We start from the raw sequence: 21,498 nt of genomic DNA, 5'->3' as shown, positions 1-21,498 counted from the left end.
CTGGCAAAAAGTTGCCAGATTTTGACGAGCGTTACCGTCGAGAAATAATTCATCATTGATAATTTGAAATGCGACATCATCACGCATTTCATGCAGCGGAAAATGTTTAGATTCAGCGATGGTGGAAATAGATTTTGTACCAAAACGTGAATCGAGTAGTTCCGACTTTAAATCCGTTACTTGCTTCTTATCCATTTCAAACTCCTTAAAATGATTGGAACGCAATAAAAAAGTAGGATTTATCGATAAAGTAAGCAAGCTCAATGGCCTGGCCTTTAAATAACAAAATCCTAATCTTGTTTAGTCTCTGACAATAATTACATTATGTTTTTTTAAGTAAAAACAAAAGGATGAGCAATATACTAATGATAATTTCGATCTTTTTAGCGTTATTTTAATGTGTTTTTTTACCTGCCGTTATTATCACGTAAAAATTAGCCAATAAAATATCATTATTAGTTAGTGGTTAATTTTTTTTGAACGTTTTTAAAGATTATCGAATAAAAAAGATATAATTACCAGAATCCCCGCCAACATTGTTCGTGGGGTAAGTTGTTATTTCGGCAGTAATACTCCGGTATAAGTATTCACCGGATGGGTAAGATGTTGTTTAACATTAGTGTTAACGTTTTCTACTGTCGGTTGGTGGATGTCCGGGAATCATAACGCTTCCACTGTGAAACTTGTGCTACAGGTTCGTTTTGTTCTTTTACCGTAACAGCTGCGCTCCAGCGTTTCAGGCTGGAAGAGGAGAGTTCGCCAACACCGCTGCCGCCCACGGCTTTATGCAGAATAAATTACCATTTAAGTGATACTACGTAAGTGTGAAATTATTTAAAATGTTAATGTTTTTTATCCTTTCGGTGTTTCTATATTTTAATGGTGACAATTTGTATTTTTTAGAGAAAATCCGAGTAAAGGTCTGTTGTGAATCGAACCCATATTTATAGGCGATGCTCATCACAGACTCATTAGTCCCGACAAGATCTTTAGCTGCAAGACTAAGTTTTTTATCTTTGACATATTTCCCAAGGCTAACTTTTTTTATCTGTACAAAAATCCGCTGAAGATGCCACTTAGAATATCCAGCCCGCGTAGCAACATCGTCTATCTTCAGCGGTTTATGTATGTTTGAATCAATCCATTGAGTTACCTCATCGATAATATCTTCTGTTCTGGACATAAGACGACGCTAACTATAAGAGGGCTGTGACATATATTGTTAAAAATGCTAATTACTTACTTATAGATTTCAGCAACCCCGTGCAACCGGTTATTCCCCGCGGTTGACAGAATTTTGAATGATGTTGCTCCTTGCTCATCAGCTTTACGAGAAAGCGCATTCGATAATTCATCAAGCGTCAGGGCATTACTGGCTGAGACTACACCAATCTTTTCTTTGCCATCTGCATGACGAATCTCCTCAGCAGCAGATGCAGTATTTGTCGAAATGAATCCCATGAATAATGTAGTAATTAGTAGTGCTTTCATATCTGATACCTGTTTTAAACGATATATTTGGAAGTTGACAAATATCAGAAGGAGCTTCCTCCTTCTTGATCTGTAAATATACAGTTCTAAGCTGTCATAAGACTGACTGTCATATGACAACGCTGTCAGATTTTTGAATTTTTCGAATACAGATTCAGGTCGTTAATAACGCACTCAGGTTCTTCAGTAAGGGGCATATTGTCTATATCGAAAACCCCATCATTTTTTTGGGGATTATCACTCTGCAGCTCTGCAAACAGAGGAGTGAGATCCTGCTGTGCTTCTCCTCGCTCTGCGACCAGTTCGAACGTTTTATTTTTTGCCGCATCATTGCTCAAGGCCGTTACCAGTACCCGGGCGATTTGTTCCCGGGAAATAACACCATCTTCCGGCGTTCCCGCATGGCGTTTATCCCCCTGAAGCATGACGATTCTGTGCTCATCATCATTATTGTAATCAAACCAGCCGGGTCTGACGATAGTGTAGATATGCCCGCTGGCTCTGACCAGGCGTTCAGATCTTCTCTTCCAGTCATGAACTTCAGTACGTTGATTCCAGCTACTGAGCCGCTCAGTAACGCCAATCGTTGTCATCAGGGCGATGCGAACAGGTGTATCCATGAATATTCGCAAAATGTTACGTACACCGCCGTAATCTATCGCTCTGGCACCAATACGTCCCTGACCATCGGAGCCGAGTGTAAAAATGATGGCATCAATATCTTTCGGTAAATCGGTGAGTGTTTCAGGTATTGAAACATCGCCATAGAAAATATCTGTTCCACGAGGGAGTAACTTGATTTTCCGCCGATTCCTGATCAGAGCCACTGGCTGATGGCCCATTGCAATAGCAGTATTCACAACATGAATACCAATGCTTCCTGTTGCGCCAGCAATGAGTATTTTCATGATAAACCTTCTGATAATTCAGCCTTATTTTTGATACAGCCAGAATATCAATTATCATTATTGCCAGTAATGAGGCTAAAATGATTGTGTCTATGAACGCCCTTCATGAATGCGCTTTGAAGGGAATGCTTCTACAAGGAAATCGTCAATGCTTAAAGAAAACTTCAACGAACTGCAAATCTTTCTTGTGGTGGCAAGAGAGCGAAGTTTTACCAAAGCAGCGAGCAAACTCGGCGTCTCTCAGTCTGCACTTAGCCATGCAATGAAGGCACTGGAGGAAAGGTTAAATATCCGTCTCTTAACCCGAACTACCCGTAGCGTGGCTCCCACGGAAGCAGGGGAGAGAATAATTGCCTGTCTTGAGCCACGTATAGATGAGCTTGAGCGCGAGCTGGAATCACTTATCCAACTGAATGGCACGCCCACCGGGAATATTCGTTTATCAGCCGGGGAACATGCTGCGCGCAGTCTGGTCTGGCCGAAGCTAAAACCGTTCCTCAGGGAATATCCCGAAATCAATGTCGAACTGGTGGTGGATAACGGTTTTGTCGATATTGTTGAAGGCCGCTTTGATGCCGGGATACGGCTGGGTGAAAGTGTGGATAAGGATATGATTGCAGTGCGAATTGGGCCGGATATGCGGATGGCCATGGTGGGATCGCCGGCGTATTTTGCTGCAAACCCTGCGCCTGAAACGCCTCACGAACTACAAAATCATCGCTGCATCAATATGCGTCTGCCAACTGCCGGTGGACTTTATCACTGGGAGTTTGAACGCGAAGGGAAACCGTTACGGGTCAGAGTTGATGGGCAACTGACGTTTAATCTGCTGCCAGAAAGAATTGATGCCGCATTATCAGGATTTGGTATCGCCTGTGTTCCCGAAGACGCGATTCAGGATTATGTAACGTCAGGCGAGCTTATTCAGGTTTTACAGGAGTGGTGTCCAACTTTTCCCGGATATTACCTTTACTATCCCAGCCGTAAGCAGCATCCGCCTGCTTTTGCGCTGTTGATTGATGCACTTCGCTACGCGGAATAACGTGTCCACATTTTGCTGTGGGCCTTGCGCGGGCATAATGACCTTTTTCACTGCACGCCTGTAGGCCAGTGCGCTTTAATACAGCGAAGGCCAGCGCTTCAGTAACGTTGAAAGCTTGATACAGCAGTGAACAGAGCAAACATCTTCGAGGCTGTGAATCTCCATCAGAAAAAGCTACACAATACGATGAGCGCCCACTGAAGGTTAGGCGCTCTATTAAACGTTTAAGGTGATCTTCTAAAATGGCTATTGCAGATTTTTCTCTTTCAAAAACCGACTCACCAAATCAGCGATCTGCACATTATTCAGGTCGGAAAACGGGAAGTGGGTATTACCTCTGATTCCAGCCTCAGGCAGATGCGTCACCGTCACATCCCCACCATGCTTGTTAACCACGTCACGCCACTTACGCGCCATTGCCAGCCGTACTCGCCAGCTGTCCTGTGCGGGCATGGCTACAGGTTTATCCGGTATGTTATCGCCGTAAATAATCAAAATCGGGATTTTAGTCAGCGCCATAAACTGTTCCATTGGCACGGATTCACCCTTCAGCGTGTCGAACGCACTAGGCATAGGGGCAGGGAGTTCTTTCTCCGGGAACACAAAACCGCTGCCTGGCTCGAAGGCGACAATGGCTTTGACCTTGTTGTTTTTCATCGCGGTATACCAGCCTGGTCCACCCCCCTGAGAGTGAGTAAAGAGGATTGCCGGGCCTGATTTATCCACTACGGCAGACATCGCATCAGAGATGACATTGACATCAAATGGCCCTGTATTCGGAGTCATCTGGCGGAAATACTGATTTAGTGCCTCTTTGTCGTGGGAAAACTGGACGCCTTTAAAATACTCTGGCCACACGCCAACACGGAACTGGTTAAACCACATCTGCTCATCAGGTTTTGGTGTCATCGTACCTTCTACAGTGGTTCGTCCGGCATCACCCCGACGCGGCTGATCGACAATATACGTGGAGAATCCGCGGCGCAGGAATATGTTCTGGAACCCTTCTCGACCATCCGGCGTACTTTCCCAGGTACGAGAAGACTGGCCCGCGCCATGCAGCATAACTATGGGATATTTATGCGGATTCTCCGGTATTTGATAGAACACCGACGCATGATCGCCATGATAAGTTTGACCTGCAGAGTCCAGCGGCTTTTTCGCATCAAATGTTCCCGGGGCGGTGATGATGGTGCCTCCGGCAGAAAAACTTCCTTGCTCCTGAATGACCAATGGTTCGGCGTATACAGACTGCGCCCCCAGGCCTCCTGCCATCATGCAGATGGCCAGCATTTTTAAGACCGTTTTCAAAATCACATCCTCTGTTATGGTTGCCGTTTAATCATATCTGAGTTGCCAGCGTTAATTATTTCTCCCCCTTGATTGCCTTTATTTGGCGGATTCATAAATGCAGAGGATGAATCACGTATGTGCACTGCCCAGGGGAGAGTCTGCATGACGACCGTCTCTATTTGTTCTCAAGCGCTTTTCGCAGTGCCTCTTCAGCTCTTGTGGCTGCATCATTGTCGCCATGTTCACGCAGAACCTGTGCTAACTGTCGTAACTGCGCTGCCGTCAGACCGACTCGCATACTTGCTCGCGTATGTGACAGTAACTGGGCTTCAACGCCTGGCGTAGCGGCTAATGCGCCAACTGTTGCCAGTTCACGGCTTTGCCAGTCGAGGTTATCGCGAGCGAAAATATCGCCGAACAGATGTGTTTGCAGGAATTGATTTATTGTTGGCGCAAAATCAAACAGTGGCCCCTGAACAGGCGCTCCTGAGATTTTCGTCTGGTTTGCGGTACCGACACGGCGAAGCTCATCCCCGACGGGAATCGGGGCGATCGGCGCTTTACCTTCAATGTCTTCGATGCCACGTTGTTTACGTGTTTCGACGACTTTCATCAGCTCATTCAGTGCATTCAGGCTGCGGGGGAATCCCGTATAGGCATAGAGCTGGATGAGAATTTCTTTAGCTTCGTTTATCGTGAGTCCTGTATCAAGTCCTTGATTAAGCGCTGCATTCAGCTTATCCATCTGACTGCTGGCCATTGATGCGGCAATCAACGGAATGGCCTGCTGGCGAGCTGACAGCGTATCTGAAACCGTATATTCATGATTCATTTCGGTAACTCCTTTATTGATGAGCGCAGCATTTGCGGTAAGCGCAAAACCAAAGGTGAGCAGTACCGCTGCCGTTAATATCTTAATGGGCGTGGTATTGTTCATCTGTCACTAACTCCTTCCAGTTAACGCTTTTGCCATCCACCACGCCGGTTATTGCCAGATGTGTCATCGCACTACCGGGGGCCGCCCCATGCCAGTGTTTAACGTCCGCCGGACAAGAGACAACATCGCCAGCACGGATCACCTGCACCGGCTTGCCTTCTTGTTGGGTGAGTCCAACACCAGAGGTCACAATCAGTCGCTGACCTGCTGGATGCGTATGCCAGGCGGAGCGGGCACCAGGTTCAAAGGTGACATAAGCCGCGGAAACACGGATGTCGTTGTCAGCGTTGAACAGAGGATCAACCCGGACACGACCGGTAAAATTCTCCGCCGAGCCATACACCGCAGTCTGGCTTCCGGCGGGGGCGATATGGACAGTGGAATTTTGCTCCGCAGCCCATGATGAAGTTGTGAAGAGAGGCAGTAGTAGCCCAAGGTAATGTAACTGTCTGATCATACAACGCGTCCTTATCTACGGTGACAGGAGGGGAGACAATGATTCTATTCAGACGGACATGTCGTCAGGCTGACGCCTCGCTGACAATTTTGTCAGTTAACGTTGCTCCAGACTCAGTGCCTGAAGGCGCATTGCTCACCGTTTTATCCGCTTTCAGCGCAAAAGTGAGGCCAAATGTATTGATGCCGCCTTCACTACGGGCAAAGACATCACCCTGGTGCATAATAGCGACGGCACGCACGATCGACAGGCCCAACCCATGATGGGCATCACTCCTTGCTCGTGAAGTGTCGATGCGATAAAACCGCTCAAAAAGCCGATCTAAGTGTTCTGGTGCTATCGGATTGCCTGGATTGGAAACTTCAACACAGGCCTGATTATCCCTTTCGCTTAAGCGCACAGTAATAGTGCTATTGGAAAGGGAATGCCTTGCGCTATTTTCCAGTAAATTGGCCAGTGAGCGGTGGAACAGCCGCCGATCGATAAACGCAGTAACATCGCCTTCAACATCCAACGAAAGCTGTTTTTCAGTAAATGAGGGCTCGACATATTCTGCTGTCTTAAGGGTTTCTTCTCGCAAGGAGACTTGTGTAAGCTGAGAAGCATGTTCTCCCGCGTGGGCATGAGACAGGAACAGCATGTCATTGACGATGGACGTCATACGTTCAAGTTCTTCCAGATTCGAGCCCAGTAATTCTTCCAGTTCCTCATGAGAGCGTCGTCGTGATAGCCCCAGTTGCGTCTGGCCAATCAGGTTAGTCAGCGGCGTGCGGAGTTCATGAGCAACATCGGCATTAAAACTTTCGAGTTGCCGCCAGGCGATTTCCTGGCGCTCCAGCACGCCATTAAATGATGAGGCCAGTTGCTGCAATTCTTCGGGTAAGGCTCTGGCGTCCAGTCGCTGACTATGGTCCCCAGGGGCGAGATGTTGCGCCTGCTTACTGAGCATACCCACCGGACGCAGGCCAATCTTTGAAACAACGTAGCCCAGCAGGGCGACGATCGCTACGCCCAGAGCCGCAATGATCAGCAGTGTCCGCGTAAAGGCATTGAGCGTTCCCATGTACGGCGTGGAATCAATGGCGACCACATAACGTAACTCAGGTCTTTCACCGTTTGCCGGGATCGTTTTCACTAACAAAAACAGTGAACATGCGCCCTCTGATGTGCCGGGTACTTTATTAAATCCCTCCCGTAAAGAAGACCACTGAACTCCCACTGGCGGCATTCCTCCCACGCTAAAACGCGGGTTATCGCTGACAATCCAGTAGCGAACACGCTCACCTTCGGAATTGGCTAATACGGTGAATTTATTGGCAAGCGTGGACCAACCATCGGCCGAGGTTCGCGCGGTGATCCACGGGCTCATCAATGATTCCCTGAACAACAGTTCGTTGTGCATCTGTTTTTGTAAGGATTCATGCAAAGAGCTTCTGAGCAGGATGCCAATTACGGAAACAATCAGCAGCGCAGATAAAGCAAACATCAGCGCCAGGTGGACAGAGATAGAACGCTTAACCATGCTTATCCTCTTTATTTACTCAGGCCGGACTTCGAGGACATACCCCATGCCGCGCACGGTATGAAGTAGCTTAACGTCGAATGGGGTATCAACTTTGGCGCGTAAACGTTTAATGGCGACTTCAACTACATTGGCATCACTATCAAAATTCATGTCCCAGATTTGTTCAGCAATCATCATCTTTGACAAAATCTCTCCCTGATGACGAGCGAGCAGACTCAGCAGGGAAAATTCTTTTGCGGTCAGTTCCAGTCTCGTTCCACCGCGAAATACCCTGCGCGCCAGTAAGTCCAGATGCAGATCCTGAATGTGAAGTTGAGTGATGTCTGCGCCATCAGTAGGGCGGCGACGCACCAAGGCCTGAATACGCGCCACCAATTCAATGAGTGAGAAGGGTTTAGGGAGATAATCATCTGCGCCCAGACGAAGCCCTTTGACGCGTTCGTCGACCGAGCCCCGAGCAGACAGCATCAGCACGGGTGTCTGTTTTCTGGCCCGGACGCCTTCCAGCACTTGATAACCATCCATTCCCGGTAGCATCACATCAAGAATTATCGCGTCGTAGTCTAATTCCAGCGCGTAATGAAGCCCTTCAGCGCCATCGGCTGAAATATCAACGATGAACCCCGATTCTTTTAATGCACGACTGATATACGTCGATGTTTTCTCTTCATCTTCTATAATTAAAAGGCGCATAATATTCATCCCTCTACACCTATGGCTTTAGGGTGCTGATTTATTTATCGAGTCCTTTATCGTGTAACCACGATGCCAGTATTCCGGCAATCTCCTGATTATTCTTTTCCGCCATCAGGAAATGAGAATTGCCTTTGATGCCAATATCAGGAAGATGGACAAGGGTGGCGTCTCCACCGTGACGATTAACTGTCTTGACAAATTGCTTTGCCATTTCATATTCACTTCTCCATTTATCCGGGCCAACGGCAGCATCCGGTTTTTCAGCAATAAAATCGCCATAATAGATAACGATTGGGATTCGCGTGAGTTTGAGAAACTCGTTCATGGGAACTCCCATCGCGGAAGCGCTCAATGGTGCAAATGTCGTCTTCACCGGTGCTGGCATCTCATTTTCCGGGAAGATAAATGGTGTTCCGCCTGGCTCATAAGCAACAATGGCTTTTACATTGTCGGTATAAAAGGGCGTTCTCCAGCCAATAGTGCCGCCCATCGAGTGAGTGATTAAAATACCCTGACCAATTTTTTCAAATAACTGTGCAAGTGTTTTCGCATTCAGGTCATTATCAAGTTCTCCTGAATAGGGATTCCAGGAACGCTGGAATGCTTCAATACTTGCAGGGTTGTCAGGGAACTGCGAATTTTTAAAAACACCCTGTTCATTGCCAACACGGGACAACAGAAAAAACGTCTTGTCGGCATACATAGGATTGCCCGCCAGGGATTTTTACCCGCATCATCTTTGGTCGATAAACCGGCTTCACCCATGCGTGGTTGATCAACGAGATAAACACTATAATTTTTTTTCAGAAAAATATTCTGAAATCCATCGCGTCCATCTGGTGTACTTTCCCATGTTCTTTTTGTTTGAGCACCGCCATGCTGGAAGACCAGCGGATATTTATGTGCATTTACCGGAATTTGGTAGAAGACATAAGCATGATCGCCATAAGCGGTTTGACCATCAGGGGAGAGAAAATTTTGTTCTGAAAATGTTCCTGAATGCTTGACTGTTGTGCCTCCCACAGCAAAACTTCCCTGAGTTTGTAATACAATTTGCGGTTCTGTACTTTGGCTCTGAATGCTGTGCGTTGCGCAACCAGAAACGGCAAATATTAGTCCGGACAACAAGATATTACCGATCGTTTTTTTGAATGGAATGAATTCCTTTCCGGAAATATGTGACTGGTCAGTCGTAACCCCGGAAAGTATAATAGCTGGCATCGCAAAATTAAAAACAAGAGATGTGAGTCGGGGCGTGTTTCCCGGTGTAATAACTCCCAATTTACGTGCTTTAACGCCAATACCAATAAGAAGAAAGAAAATAATAAGTTGCTCAAGTGTCGCCATATTAATATCCTTGTCATGGTATATATAATAGTTATCAACCAAGACGCTGCGAATTTTATTCGTCGAAATGTTATGAGTGACTTATTTTATACGGGGTATATCACGGCCGCTTAAGTCAGAATGAGTATATACTCGTCATACTTCAAGTTGCATGTGCTGCGTCTGCGTTCGCTCACCCCAGTCACTTACTTATGTAAGCTCCTGGGGATTCACTCGCTTGTCGCCTTCCTGCAACTCGAATTATTTAGAGTATAGCAACATATTTATGTTCATTTGAGAGAGCTTTACCGATAGGGTTAATCAGCCTGATTCATAAATCAGACCCGGGAAAGCGTATTTCAACCGTCCTCAACGGAAAACACGATGAGCTGGGGACTTCCTGACAAAAATGTTATTTAGCGGTCATGATACTGACAGCTTTTTCTCTCTACTCTGTGTCTGAATGTTCCATCTCGGTTGCCTTATGAACACGCATTTTTATCGGGAGAAACCATGAAATTGACACTTTTAAGTGCAATGCTGATGACGGCAGTCGTCGGTATCACTTCAGCAAATGCAGCAGATTACAAAAAGAACCCGTTTACTCTCGTCTATGACGGGGCTATCACCGAAAATGTCGCAGGCAAGGTCAATATCCATCCTGTGAAATATGAGCTGCATGGCATTCAGATTGCAGCGAATGTGTATACACCGGCTAACTATGACCCTGCGAAAAAATATCCGGCAATAGTGGTGGCTCACCCTAATGGTGGCGTAAAAGAGCAGGTCGCCGGATTATATGCCCAACGCTTGGCTGAGCACGGATATATTACCATCGCCGCCGATGCTGCTTATCAGGGGGCCAGCGGAGGGCTGCCACGTAACGTAGACAAACCTGCGAATCGTATTGAAGATATCCACGGCATGGCTGATTTCATCAGCCAGTATCCCGGTGTTGATAGCTCCCGTATTGGTTTGTTGGGGATTTGCGGGGGAGGAGGGTATTCACTTGCTGCCGCCGAGACGGACAAACGATTCAAATCGATTGCAACCATTAGCATGTTTAATTCAGGACTTGTACGGCGCAATGGTATGCAGGATTCACAGTTGGATACTATTCAACAACGTCTTCAGCAGGCTTCAGATGCACGAGCTCAGGAAGTGGCCGGTGGCGAAGTGCTTTACTCCGGTGATGCCAACCTGACTGATGAACAGATCGCTAAATTACCTTTTGCGTTATATCGCCAGGGCTACGAGTACTACTGGAAAACCCACGCACATCCAAACTCAACGTTTAAATACACCACGAGCAGTCTGTTAGACTTGATGAACTTTGACGTGACGGACCATATCAACCTGATCAATAAACCTCTGCTAATGATTGCCGGTTCCAAAGCGGATACGCTCTATATGACTAAAGATGCGTTCGCTAAAGCTACCGGTACGAAGGACAAAGAGCTCTTCCTGATCGATGGTGCTACCCACATTGAGACATATTGGGTGCCAGAATACGTTGACCAGGCGACGCAAAAGTTAGACGTTTTCTTTCATAAGAATATCTAGTTACCCTCCAGGGGATCCCCAGCCGTAAAGGCTGGGGGACATCCATCAACTGTAGCCATTTTCCACTTTAAAAAAACAAGTTGGCGAGGTAGTTAGAAAATCGAAAGAGAGCTACTGCATCCTGGGGAATCAAGATTCCGACAATAGGGTAGTCATTTGCTGACTCTACGAGGCGAGACGTGGGTGTAAGGCGTTGCTTATCCAATCCAATTCATCATTTAACATAATATACATTATGCGCACCAACATTGTAACTACAATATTCTAATGTCACTTTTAACCCATTTAGTGATGTCACTTTTTATGGCATAAAGGATCAAGCCTTTGTGCCATGGAGACATCAGGATGCTAGTGACCATGTCAGATAAAGAACTGCACAGGATTAATGTCATTCAGTCAGTTGTCGAAAAGCGCATGCGCCGTCGTGACGCTGCACACCAACTTGCTCTGACCGAACGTCAGACGCAGCGTCTGATGAATCGCTTTCGTGAGTCTGGCGCTGCAGGACTGGCAAACCTTCGGCGTGGACGCCCCGGTAATCACAGGCTTCCTGAGTCACTTAAGCTGCGTGTTCTTTCTTTACTTCACGATCACTACAGCGACTTTGGACCCACACTTGCCGCAGAAAAATTGCGCGAACGCCATAACATCATGGTGTCTGTTGAAACGCTCAGAAAATGGATGACGGCTGATGGACTCTGGGTTCCATACTCACGTCGCAGGCCTCGTGTTCACCAACCCAGATACCGGCGTGACTGTCTCGGAGAACTTGTTCAGATCGATGGGTCCCCGCATGACTGGTTTGAAGGACGTGCGCCGAAATGCTGCCTGCTCGTCTTTATTGATGACGCTACTGGCCGCCTGATGCACCTGCGCTTTGGTGAGACTGAATCAGCCTTTGATTACATGATGGCCACTCGTGAGTATCTTGAGCAACACGGCAAACCCCTGGCGTTTTACAGTGATAAGCACGGTATTTTCAGGGTCAATAATGGTGGTTCTACCACGACCGGTGTTACGCAATTTGGCCGTGTACTTTCTGAACTGGGGATCGGGCTGATTTGTGCCAACAGTCCACAGGCTAAAGGTCGCGTGGAGCGAGCAAATCAGACACTTCAGGACAGGCTTATCAAGGAAATGCGCCTCGAAGGCATCAGCAGCATCGAGGAAGCCAATGCCTGGCTGGATACCTTCATTGCTGACTTCAATCGTCGCTTCGCAAGACCAGCAAAATACCCCAAAGATCTGCACCGACCCGTGGCTGAAAGCAACGAAGAGCTGGATGATATTTTTGCCTGGCAGGAATCACGTAAGCTGTCGAAAACGCTGACGTTCCGTTACGATAAGATGATATATCTTGTTGAACCTACAGAAGAAAATACCAGAATTGCGGGCGAAAAGATCACAGTTTACGATTACCCGGACGGCACTTTGGCATTTAAATACGGCTACCGTTCACTCAATTATCAGGTCTTCGACAAACTGGAATGCATCGACCAGGGGCAAATCGTTGATAACAAGCGGCTTGGTGCCGTACTGAAACTGGCTCAGGATAAGATGGATGATCTGGAGCGGGCTGGGAAGCGGGACCGAAGTAAAAAGATGCCCAAAAGACGGGCACAGGCCCGGGTTCAGGAGCAACTCAGGGCCATTAACCCGGTACTGGCTAATCCTGAAGAGTTCCGGGCCAGTTTGAAACGCTAGCCCCCTGCTCTGTTTGGACTTTTTATCTGTGCTTTCATGTCACTTCAGGTGACATTTAAAACTGGTTAAAACAGGTGACTTTTTAATCTTGCAATAACAAAACATAAACAAAGGGAAAATCCAGTCTTTAGCGGTCATGATTGTCCTGCTCATTAGCAACGACCAAACCCCACATCTCACTTAATTCCGTATTCTCGGCTTAACCGACCGTGCAACCTCAACACATTGGTTTCAATTGCCGTCACAACATTCTCCGGAAAATCTGCCGGTAATGAAGTCTTCACGTTATCCAGTGCTGCGGGAATCATTCTGGCAAAGTCACTCAGGATTTCATGCATCTGCACTTCCGGGAATTTCAGCGCCTTTGCTGTCGCCAAAAAATGTCGCGGATAAATTTTATCGATTGCCGTTTTTCTGCCTTTGGATGCGTTAAGCCCCATTGCCAGTTTGAGATCGCTGATGTGTATTCCCGCGCCACCCAATACCGGAAATGCTGAAATGATGTCGTAAAATGGCGTGAGTCGATAACTGCCACCGGCCTGGATAAAAACCGAAAAATTTTTCGCATGGCCGTCCGTCGCGCCAATCAACCACTGGAATACCTGGAATTTCATAAAATCATAACGATCGCGAAGCGCCTCGCTGGACCCCATTAAAAACGCCATGATCCGCGCGATGCCTGGGCCTCCGTCAGATTCATATTTCACCGATGAAGGTAAACCGAATGTCTGACACATATCCTCCTGTGGCAAGCGAAGTAAAATCGTTCGTTCAGTATTCCAGCGCCTGTCAAAGCGTTCGACTGCTAACGCGCGCACTCTACCCGCTTTTATGATTTCTGCGTCCGGAACATTCAACCCGAGTTCTTTCGCCAGCAGCAGACAGTAATATTCATTATCCACGCTTTGACTGAGATCGAGCGTCGCGTTGGGCTGCCTGATTTCACCAATCGGTAATTTAATGATATGCGTCGTCGGCGTTATTCCTTTCGGAATGCACCAGTCATTGCCCATTCTGAGCAGCGCGGTCTTTTCCTGCGCGCCAGCAACTGAGATGCGAAAGTCATTTTCTTCTCTTATCATGCCTAGCGGAATATCTGCTTTATAAGCCGTTAATACTTCTTCAAGTCTGGCGTCAGTAAGCTTTTCCCATGCCATTATCGGGTGCGTTACGGTTTCATCTTCTGGTAATAACGTCACGGCGCCAACGCTGTCTCGCCCTATTTCTGACAATAAATCAAACGGTTGTCTGGATATAGCATGATAACGTTTAACGATCCGGTCGCGTACAACCGGGCTATCGGGTAACAGGTTATCGAAGAAGTTAAACACGGCATCAGAGGTGATATTCCCCCTCTGCAATGGCAGCGATAGCGACAACGGCCTGGCATAACGGTTGGCTAACCACTCCGGCGCATACCTAAAAGTGTGCGCGCCATTGGCCAACTTCGTTAACTCGCCTACCCGCTGGTTGTTCATCCAAGTGACAAGTTTAGGCATTACCACTCCAGATCTTGCTGTCCTGTTGATTCTGGCGCAGCGTTTTTCGTGTCGCATAGCGTCATTGAGAGTTCAAGTGACTGTAATATCTTAAAAAATGTCGTCAGCGTGGTGTTATCGGGATTATTCTCGAAATTCGAAATCGTCGCCTGCTTAATGCCGATTTTTTTCGCCAGCTCGCTCTGCGTCCAGCCATTTTGCTGACGAACCAGTTTCATTGCATTCGCTAATTGCGTTGGGCTATAGATCATCGGAAAGCTCATCATGCCATACGTCCACAAGAAGTTTATCCGCTCAAGGGGATATTGTCAGTTTTATCCCTTAGTGAGGATAAAGTCAATCTGTAAACGCATTTTATCCGCTATACAGGATAAACGCTGCGATATCCGCGATCGCGGATAAAATGGAGGATTAAAAAACGGCGCTGATGTGCCATTTGAGGTTGCTGACTAAAGTCGTCAATACTAAACCGCATACCATCTTCGGCATGCGGCTTGATACGGTTTAGCAGATATATTTCACTCCCGGCATGCCCAGCCGTTATCACCTAATCCTAATAAAGAAAAGAAATAGGAATACCGATACTCAAAAATTAACAGCCACGGTTATCAGGATGTGGCTGTCAATAAAACTATAACCCAGGCGCTTTCCATAACGATGTCGTCAGTCCGTGATCAACCAGCCCCAGTTGATCCTGATATACAGCCTGCCACTTATCGCGTGAATCTTGATAAAGTTCATGCTTTTCCGGGTCTGGTGTATGCGTCCGTTCCCAGCGTACAAGACGTTCTCCAGTTTCTGCCATTGATGAATAAATCCCGGCACCGACGCCAGCTGCAATGGCACATCCTAATGCGGTGGCTTCTTTGACCACCGGAATATTAACGGGTAATCCCGCGACATCAGCGAGAATTTGACTCCATAATTTCCCTTTTGAACCTCCGCCTGCAAAGACCAGCGATGTAGGATGAATATTCGAGAAATCAGCAATTTGCTGCAAGTTACACGCCGATACAATCGCCGCATTTTCTTCCAGAGCACGGAACAACGTCGCTTTGTTACATTTATCCGGGTCAATGGATAAGTTAATAAAAGAAGGCGCAGCGTGATACCAGGTTTTAAAGCGCATTCTGTCGGAGAATATCGGCATCACGCCCCACGACCCAGGCGGCACCCGACTGGCCATCTCTTCCAGCAGCGTATAGGTGTCGATACCTAAACGTTCGGCAATCAGTTTTTCTTCGGCACAAAAGGCATCGCGGAACCAGCGCATGGTGAGTCCGGTAAAAAAGCTAATAGATTCAGCTTGTACCATGCCAGGAACAACATGGGGATTAACGCGCACGTTCATTTCTGGGTCTGTCATCGGCGCGGCTAAGTTTACAACTTGCTGCCAGAATGTGCCGCCAAGTACGGCAGTTTGTGCCGGGCGCACTACACCTAATCCCAGGCAACCAAGCTGTACGTCCCCTCCTCCCACGACCACCGGAGTGCCAGCCTTCAAGCCGCAAAGTTTCGCAGCTTGTGAACTTACCACGCCCAGCAATGTGCCGGTTTCTTTGACAGGAGAAAGAATATCAGCCCGCAGTCCGGCCATATCCAGCAATGCAGGTTTCCAGTCACGGGTGGTTAGATCGAGAAGTCCCGTGGTGCCTGCGTTAGACGGATCGACCGCCAGTTCCCCACTTAACATATAGGCCAGCCAGTCGCTGATCATGGTGATGGTCGACGCTTGTCGGTAGATATCAGAACGATGATACGCCAGCCAAAGTAATCTGGGAATGGCGCTTAAAGCCAACGTTTGTCCGGTCGCGCGATAAACTTCGTTTTCAAAGGTATTGTTATGCAGTTCTTTAAGTTCGCTGACTTCCCGCGCCGCTCTGGCATCCACATTGGCGCAGGCCCAGATCGGTGTTCCTTCATTGTTATATAAAACAATACCTTCGCGCATCGAACATGCCGAAACGGCAGCAATATATTCCGGCGCGATACCAGAATTATGTAACGCCTGGCGCATACATTCGCACGCCAGTTGCCAGTTCTTATTCAGATCAAATTCCATTGAACCGGGAACGTCAGGTACTGCCAGATGCCGCCACTCCGCCTGTCCTACTGCGATTTGATTGCCTTCCAGGTCGAAAATCACAGCCCGAATACTTCCGGTGCCTGCGTCCAGCGCCATCAGGTAATGCTTTGATTCTGAAGGGGTAAAGAGTCGAGCCATTAGATTATCCTCGGCTTAAGCGTTCTGTCTGTTCCTCTATACGTTCTCCATCGTTCCCGGTAATAAGGTGATGCTAAATTAACCACGTAAAATCGCAGCGGCAGTATCCTGGTCGGTAACCAGCGCGTTAATGTAGCCGCCTTTCATCGCAGCGGCGATCGCTTCGGCTTTATTTTCGCCCCCTGCGACACCTACTCTAGTTGGAATAGTTGTCATCGCGGTTAAAGGTAAGCCAATCAGATCGTTATGTATTTTGATATCCGTGACAACGTCACCTTTAGCGTCAAAAAAGTAACCTAAAATATCGCCAATGGCCCCTTTTCGACCAATCATTAACTGTTCGCCCTGGCTGATATAACCGGAGCGAATAATCGTCGCATTCTCTTTTTGATTCACTGCGCCAATGCCGACAATGGCCACATCCGCAGCTTGTGCGGCTAACAGGACATCTTTGACGCAGTTTTCATTTTTCAGCGTTCGGGCAATTTCAGCCGAAGATGCCCGTAATGGCGCCGGAATGATGTTGACGCTGCACGCTGCGTTAAGTTGCCCGATGCCTGTCATATAAGAGCCGACACCACCGGAGAGCGTGACCAGGCGGATTTGCTGTGACGAAATAAACCCACTTAAGCGTTGCAGCGTGTTCATCGTTGCCTCGCCAAAGCCAATCGCCAGCATTTGCTGTGGCTGGAGCAATCCCATCAACATATGCGCTGCGCCGATTCCTAAGCGCCCGCCGACATCTGCATCTGCGAGTCCAGGGATCACCCGCACATGCTGTAATGAAAACTGGCGACGTAATTGCGTTTCATATTCCAGACAGCCTTCAAAGCGAGAATTAATCTGCACGCGAATAATGCCGGACTGATGCCCTTTCTCCAGTAACCGCGACACTTTCAAACGCGTTAGCCCGAGGCGATCGCTAATCTCGCTCTGGGTCAGCCCGTCGTGATAGTAAAACCACGCGATCCGCGCGACCTGTTCTTCTTCGCACATTCCCTGTTCTGAAATTGCCGAATCGTTGATTGTCATAATTCATTCTTCACTTTGAACATATTTAAATCTTTAATGCAATTGTTCAGTTATTGCGCGCTTATATCTGTGATAACCACCACAGTTTGGTCAAACAGCAATGAACAAACGCAACCATAAAAATCAAAATAGCATAAATTGTGATCTATTCGTCGGAATTATGCGCAATAGCCACCTAAGGTTATGAACAAATTAAAAGTAAAAATACATTTGTTCAAAACTCACCTGCAAAACTGAATGGGGGAAATATGCAAACGAGTGATACCCGCGCGTTACCGCTACTTTGCGCCCGCTCGGTTTATAAACAGTATTCAGGGGTTAATGTCCTGAAAGGCATCGATTTTACGTTGCATCAGGGGGAAGTCCACGCCCTGCTCGGCGGTAACGGCGCGGGTAAATCGACGCTAATGAAAATCATCGCCGGTATTACCCCTGCTGATAGCGGTACGCTGGAGATTGGAGGCAACAATTACGCCAGATTAACGCCAGTTTATGCTCATCAGCTAGGTATTTATCTCGTTCCCCAGGAACCGCTGCTTTTCCCAAGTCTGTCGATAAAAGAAAACATCCTGTATGGGCTGGCAAAAAAACAGCTTTCTATGCAGAAAATGAAGAACTTGCTGGCGGCGCTGGGCTGCCAGTTTGATCTGCATAGTCTGGCGGGCTCACTGGATGTTGCCGACCGCCAAATGGTGGAAATCCTGCGCGGTCTGATGCGCGATTCGCAAATTCTTATTCTCGATGAACCTACAGCGTCGCTTACCCCTGCGGAAACCGAACGCTTGTTTGGCCGTTTGCGGGAACTACTCGCCACTGGCGTGGGTATTGTTTTTATCTCACATAAGCTGCCGGAAATTCGCCAGATTGCCGATCGGATTAGCGTGATGCGCGACGGAACTATCGCGTTAAGTGGCAAAACCAGTGAGCTGTCTACCGACGACATCATTCAGGCCATTACGCCAGCAACGCGGGAAAAATCTCTCTCAGCCAGTCAAAAGTTATGGCTGGAGTTGCCCGGTAATCGCCCACAACATGCAGCTGGAACATCGGTACTGGCGCTGGAAAATCTGACTGGCGAAGGTTTTATGAATGTCAGTTTTACGCTGAATGCCGGAGAAATTCTTGGCCTGGCTGGGCTAGTGGGGGCCGGGCGCACTGAACTGGCAGAAACGTTATATGGTCTGCGGCCTTTGCGTGGCGGGTGCATCATGTTGAATGGTAAAGAGATCAATAAATTATCTACCGGAGAACGTTTGCATTGCGGTCTGGTTTATCTACCAGAAGATCGCCAGTCCTCAGGATTGAATCTCGATGCTTCGCTGGCGTGGAACGTCTGCGCCCTCACCCATAATCAACGCGGATTCTGGGCAAAAACCGCGAAAGATAACGCCACACTGGAACGATATCGTCGCGCGCTGAATATTAAATTTAACGAATCGGAACAAGCTGCACGAACTTTATCCGGTGGCAACCAGCAAAAAATCCTGATTGCCAAATGTCTGGAAGCTTCGCCGCAAGTATTGATTGTTGATGAGCCGACGCGCGGCGTGGATGTCTCGGCGCGTAATGATATCTACCAGCTGTTGCGCAGCATCGCCGCACAAAATGTGGCCGTGCTGCTTATTTCCTCCGATCTGGAAGAGATCGAACTGATGGCTGACCGCGTGTATGTGATGCATCAGGGTGAAATTACCCACTCGGCACTGACCGGGCGCGATATTAATGTCGAGACCATTATGCGCGTTGCCTTCGGCGATAGTCAGCGTCAGGAGGCGTCATGCTGAAGTTTATTCAGAACAACCGTGAAATCACGGCACTGCTGGCGGTGGTGCTGTTGTTTGTATTACCCGGTTTTCTCGACCGTCAGTATTTAAGTCTGCAAACGCTGACCATGGTTTATAGCAGTGCACAAATCCTGATCCTGCTGGCAATGGGCGCGACGCTGGTGATGCTGACGCGCAATATCGATGTTTCGGTAGGCTCAATTACGGGTATGTGCGCGGTGCTGTTGGGGATATTACTGAACGCTGGGTATTCACTGCCTGTTGCTTGTGTCGCGACGTTACTGCTTGGTTTGCTCGCGGGATTTTTCAACGGTGTCCTGGTCGCGTGGCTAAAGATCCCAGCCATTGTCGCCACGCTCGGTACATTAGGATTGTACAGGGGCATCATGCTGCTGTGGACTGGCGGTAAATGGATTGAGGGATTACCCGCTGAACTGAAACAACTCTCCGCCCCGCTACTGTTTGGCGTTTCCGCGATTGGTTGGTTGACGATAATTCTGGTTGCATTTATGGCCTGGCTGCTGGCGAAGTCGGCGTTTGGACGCAGTTTTTATGCCACGGGCGATAATTTACAGGGCGCTCGTCAATTGGGCGTTCGTACAGAAGCCATTCGGATTGTGGCATTTTCGTTGAACGGCTGCATGGCGGCACTGGCGGGGATTGTGTTTGCTTCGCAGATTGGGTTTATCCCTAACCAGACCGGCACCGGGCTGGAAATGAAAGCTATCGCTGCCTGCGTGCTGGGCGGTATTAGTTTGCTCGGCGGTTCCGGCGCGATTATCGGAGCGGTGCTCGGCGCCTGGTTCCTGACGCAGATCGATAGCGTTCTGGTGCTGTTGCGCATTCCGGCATGGTGGAATGATTTTATCGCGGGCCTGGTTCTGCTGGCGGTGCTGGTGTTTGATGGACGCCTGCGTTGCGCGCTGGAACGTAATCTGCGGCGGCAAAAATATGTCCGCTTTATGACGCCACCGCCATCCGTTAAACCCGCTTCGTCAGGTAAAAAACGGGAGGCCGCGTAATGCGTATTCGCTACGGTTGGGAACTGGCCCTTGCCGCACTGCTGGTTATTGAGATTGTCGCATTTGGTGCAATTAACCCACGGATGTTAGATCTCAATATGCTGCTGTTCAGCACCAGTGACTTTATCTGCATTGGCATTGTCGCCCTACCGCTGACGATGGTGATTGTCAGTGGCGGGATCGATATTTCGTTTGGTTCGACCATCGGCCTTTGCGCCATTGCATTGGGCGTACTGTTTCAAAGTGGTGTGCCGATGCCACTGGCGATTCTCCTGACCTTACTGCTCGGCGCATTGTGCGGGCTGATCAACGCCGGATTAATCATCTATACCAAAGTTAACCCGCTGGTGATTACGCTTGGCACACTGTATCTGTTTGCCGGAAGCGCTCTGCTGCTTTCCGGGATGGCCGGAGCGACAGGGTACGAAGGTATTGGTGGATTCCCGATGGCGTTTACTGATTTCGCTAACCTGGATGTGCTGGGACTCCCCGTTCCGCTGATTATCTTCCTGATATGTCTCCTCGTTTTCTGGCTGTGGCTGCATAAAACCCATGCCGGACGTAACGTGTTTTTGATTGGGCAAAGCCCGCGCGTGGCGGTTTATAGCGCGATTCCAGTTAACCGTACCTTATGTGCGCTCTATGCCATGACAGGGCTGGCGTCTGCGGTCGCCGCTGTGCTGCTAGTGTCGTATTTTGGTTCCGCGCGTTCCGATCTCGGTGCGTCGTTTCTGATGCCCGCCATCACCGCAGTGGTGCTCGGCGGTGCCAATATTTATGGTGGCTCCGGTTCCATTATCGGCACCGCCATTGCGGTTTTATTAGTGGGATATTTGCAACAAGGTTTGCAAATGGCAGGAGTGCCAAATCAGGTGTCCAGCGCCCTTTCCGGTGCGCTGCTTATCGTCGTTGTCGTTGGCCGTTCCGTTAGCCTGCATCGCCAGCAAATTAAAGAGTGGCTGGCGCGTCGGGCCAATAACCCATTGCCATAAAGG

At 48.3% G+C, this 21,498-nt stretch carries 21 protein-coding genes and 2 pseudogenes; 6 read left to right on the top strand and 17 right to left on the bottom strand.

Features of this window, described 5'->3' with window-relative positions:
* From FEK46_RS04100 to FEK46_RS04080, 6 genes and pseudogenes are all read right to left on the bottom strand, one after another.
* Nucleotides 1-195: pseudogene (locus FEK46_RS04100) on the bottom strand (glutamate decarboxylase); the annotation flags it as partial.
* A gap of 360 nt (nt 196-555) precedes the next feature.
* Nucleotides 556-651 (bottom strand): annotated as a pseudogene (locus tag FEK46_RS23635) (hypothetical protein); the annotation flags it as partial.
* Entirely contained in the window at nt 633-779 is a 147-nt protein-coding gene (locus tag FEK46_RS23380; protein ID WP_167852915.1) for a hypothetical protein, read from the bottom strand. The gene FEK46_RS23380 and the pseudogene FEK46_RS23635, both read right to left, overlap by 19 nt.
* A gap of 35 nt (nt 780-814) precedes the next feature.
* On the bottom strand, nt 815-1,183 hold the full coding sequence (locus FEK46_RS04090) for a helix-turn-helix domain-containing protein (RefSeq protein WP_135559574.1): 369 nt from the start codon (nt 1,181-1,183) through the stop codon (nt 815-817).
* Between the two features lie 56 nt (nt 1,184-1,239).
* Nucleotides 1,240-1,491, bottom strand: a complete 252-nt coding sequence (locus FEK46_RS04085) for a DUF1471 domain-containing protein (protein ID WP_135559589.1) — start codon at nt 1,489-1,491, stop codon at nt 1,240-1,242.
* A 125-nt stretch (nt 1,492-1,616) separates the two neighbouring features.
* Nucleotides 1,617-2,399, bottom strand: a complete 783-nt coding sequence (locus tag FEK46_RS04080) for an SDR family oxidoreductase (protein ID WP_135559573.1) — start codon at nt 2,397-2,399, stop codon at nt 1,617-1,619.
* 148 nt (nt 2,400-2,547) lie between these two features.
* On the opposite strand from FEK46_RS04080, the gene FEK46_RS04075 reads away from it, so the two are divergent.
* The gene (locus tag FEK46_RS04075) at nt 2,548-3,441 is read left to right on the top strand and encodes a LysR family transcriptional regulator (protein ID WP_135406649.1); all 894 of its coding nucleotides are present in this window, start codon (nt 2,548-2,550) and stop codon (nt 3,439-3,441) included.
* A gap of 246 nt (nt 3,442-3,687) precedes the next feature.
* Here the strand turns inward: FEK46_RS04075 and FEK46_RS04070 are convergent, their stop codons facing one another.
* The 7 genes from FEK46_RS04070 to FEK46_RS23630 form a co-directional block, all read right to left on the bottom strand.
* Entirely contained in the window at nt 3,688-4,752 is a 1,065-nt protein-coding gene (locus FEK46_RS04070) for an alpha/beta fold hydrolase (protein ID WP_130210830.1), read from the bottom strand.
* Nucleotides 4,753-4,909: 157 nt separating this feature from the next.
* Nucleotides 4,910-5,671 carry a carboxymuconolactone decarboxylase family protein gene (locus FEK46_RS04065; RefSeq protein ID WP_130210828.1) on the bottom strand — a complete coding sequence of 254 codons (762 nt, stop codon included), beginning with the start codon at nt 5,669-5,671 and terminating at the stop codon, nt 4,910-4,912.
* Nucleotides 5,649-6,128: a cupin domain-containing protein gene (locus tag FEK46_RS04060; RefSeq protein ID WP_130260642.1), complete on the bottom strand. Its 480-nt coding sequence runs from the start codon at nt 6,126-6,128 to the stop codon at nt 5,649-5,651. The genes FEK46_RS04065 and FEK46_RS04060 overlap by 23 nt, the downstream gene beginning before the upstream one ends.
* Nucleotides 6,129-6,192: 64 nt before the next feature.
* Nucleotides 6,193-7,650, bottom strand: a complete 1,458-nt coding sequence (locus FEK46_RS04055) for a heavy metal sensor histidine kinase (protein ID WP_135559572.1) — start codon at nt 7,648-7,650, stop codon at nt 6,193-6,195.
* A gap of 15 nt (nt 7,651-7,665) precedes the next feature.
* Entirely contained in the window at nt 7,666-8,346 is a 681-nt protein-coding gene (locus FEK46_RS04050; protein ID WP_135559588.1) for a heavy metal response regulator transcription factor, read from the bottom strand.
* Nucleotides 8,347-8,386: 40 nt separating this feature from the next.
* Nucleotides 8,387-8,839 carry a hypothetical protein gene (locus FEK46_RS23555; RefSeq protein ID WP_240731113.1) on the bottom strand — a complete coding sequence of 151 codons (453 nt, stop codon included), beginning with the start codon at nt 8,837-8,839 and terminating at the stop codon, nt 8,387-8,389.
* Nucleotides 8,840-8,901: 62 nt separating this feature from the next.
* On the bottom strand, nt 8,902-9,696 hold the full coding sequence (locus FEK46_RS23630) for a hypothetical protein (protein ID WP_240731112.1): 795 nt from the start codon (nt 9,694-9,696) through the stop codon (nt 8,902-8,904).
* Nucleotides 9,697-10,188: 492 nt separating this feature from the next.
* Here FEK46_RS23630 and FEK46_RS04040 point away from each other — a divergent pair, with 492 nt between their 5' ends.
* Both FEK46_RS04040 and FEK46_RS04035 read left to right on the top strand, forming a co-directional pair.
* Nucleotides 10,189-11,238, top strand: coding sequence for an alpha/beta hydrolase (locus FEK46_RS04040; protein ID WP_135559571.1), 1,050 nt, complete (start codon nt 10,189-10,191; stop codon nt 11,236-11,238).
* A gap of 357 nt (nt 11,239-11,595) precedes the next feature.
* The gene (locus tag FEK46_RS04035; RefSeq protein ID WP_130219576.1) at nt 11,596-12,942 is read left to right on the top strand and encodes an ISNCY family transposase; all 1,347 of its coding nucleotides are present in this window, start codon (nt 11,596-11,598) and stop codon (nt 12,940-12,942) included.
* 176 nt (nt 12,943-13,118) lie between these two features.
* Here the strand turns inward: FEK46_RS04035 and hipA are convergent, their stop codons facing one another.
* From hipA to lsrR, 4 genes are all read right to left on the bottom strand, one after another.
* Nucleotides 13,119-14,441 (bottom strand): type II toxin-antitoxin system serine/threonine protein kinase toxin HipA, encoded by a 1,323-nt coding sequence (hipA, locus tag FEK46_RS04030; protein ID WP_135559570.1) that lies wholly within the window; start codon nt 14,439-14,441, stop codon nt 13,119-13,121.
* Nucleotides 14,441-14,707 (bottom strand): type II toxin-antitoxin system antitoxin HipB, encoded by a 267-nt coding sequence (gene hipB / locus FEK46_RS04025; protein WP_130209223.1) that lies wholly within the window; start codon nt 14,705-14,707, stop codon nt 14,441-14,443. Before hipB ends, hipA begins: the two co-directional genes overlap by 1 nt.
* A gap of 365 nt (nt 14,708-15,072) precedes the next feature.
* Nucleotides 15,073-16,665 (bottom strand): autoinducer-2 kinase, encoded by a 1,593-nt coding sequence (gene lsrK, locus FEK46_RS04020; RefSeq protein WP_135559569.1) that lies wholly within the window; start codon nt 16,663-16,665, stop codon nt 15,073-15,075.
* A gap of 78 nt (nt 16,666-16,743) precedes the next feature.
* The gene (gene lsrR, locus FEK46_RS04015; protein ID WP_135559568.1) at nt 16,744-17,697 is read right to left on the bottom strand and encodes a transcriptional regulator LsrR; all 954 of its coding nucleotides are present in this window, start codon (nt 17,695-17,697) and stop codon (nt 16,744-16,746) included.
* Between the two features lie 248 nt (nt 17,698-17,945).
* Between lsrR and lsrA the strand changes: the two genes are divergently transcribed.
* The 3 genes from lsrA to lsrD are packed head-to-tail and all read left to right on the top strand — an operon-like array spanning nt 17,946 to nt 21,495.
* Complete coding sequence (gene lsrA / locus FEK46_RS04010) at nt 17,946-19,481, top strand: autoinducer 2 ABC transporter ATP-binding protein LsrA (protein ID WP_130209229.1); 1,536 nt, start codon at nt 17,946-17,948, stop codon at nt 19,479-19,481.
* Nucleotides 19,475-20,503: an autoinducer 2 ABC transporter permease LsrC gene (gene lsrC / locus FEK46_RS04005; protein ID WP_135559567.1), complete on the top strand. Its 1,029-nt coding sequence runs from the start codon at nt 19,475-19,477 to the stop codon at nt 20,501-20,503. The genes lsrA and lsrC overlap by 7 nt, the downstream gene beginning before the upstream one ends.
* On the top strand, nt 20,503-21,495 hold the full coding sequence (gene lsrD / locus FEK46_RS04000) for an autoinducer 2 ABC transporter permease LsrD (RefSeq protein ID WP_001222725.1): 993 nt from the start codon (nt 20,503-20,505) through the stop codon (nt 21,493-21,495). Before lsrC ends, lsrD begins: the two co-directional genes overlap by 1 nt.
* Nucleotides 21,496-21,498 lie beyond the last annotated feature (3 nt).

It is taken from the genome of Escherichia sp. E4736 (genome assembly GCF_005781225.1).
Lineage (GTDB): Bacteria > Pseudomonadota > Gammaproteobacteria > Enterobacterales > Enterobacteriaceae > Escherichia.
The sequence above is the reverse complement of the archived record's forward strand: the minus strand, read 5'-3'. Positions and strand labels throughout refer to the sequence as shown.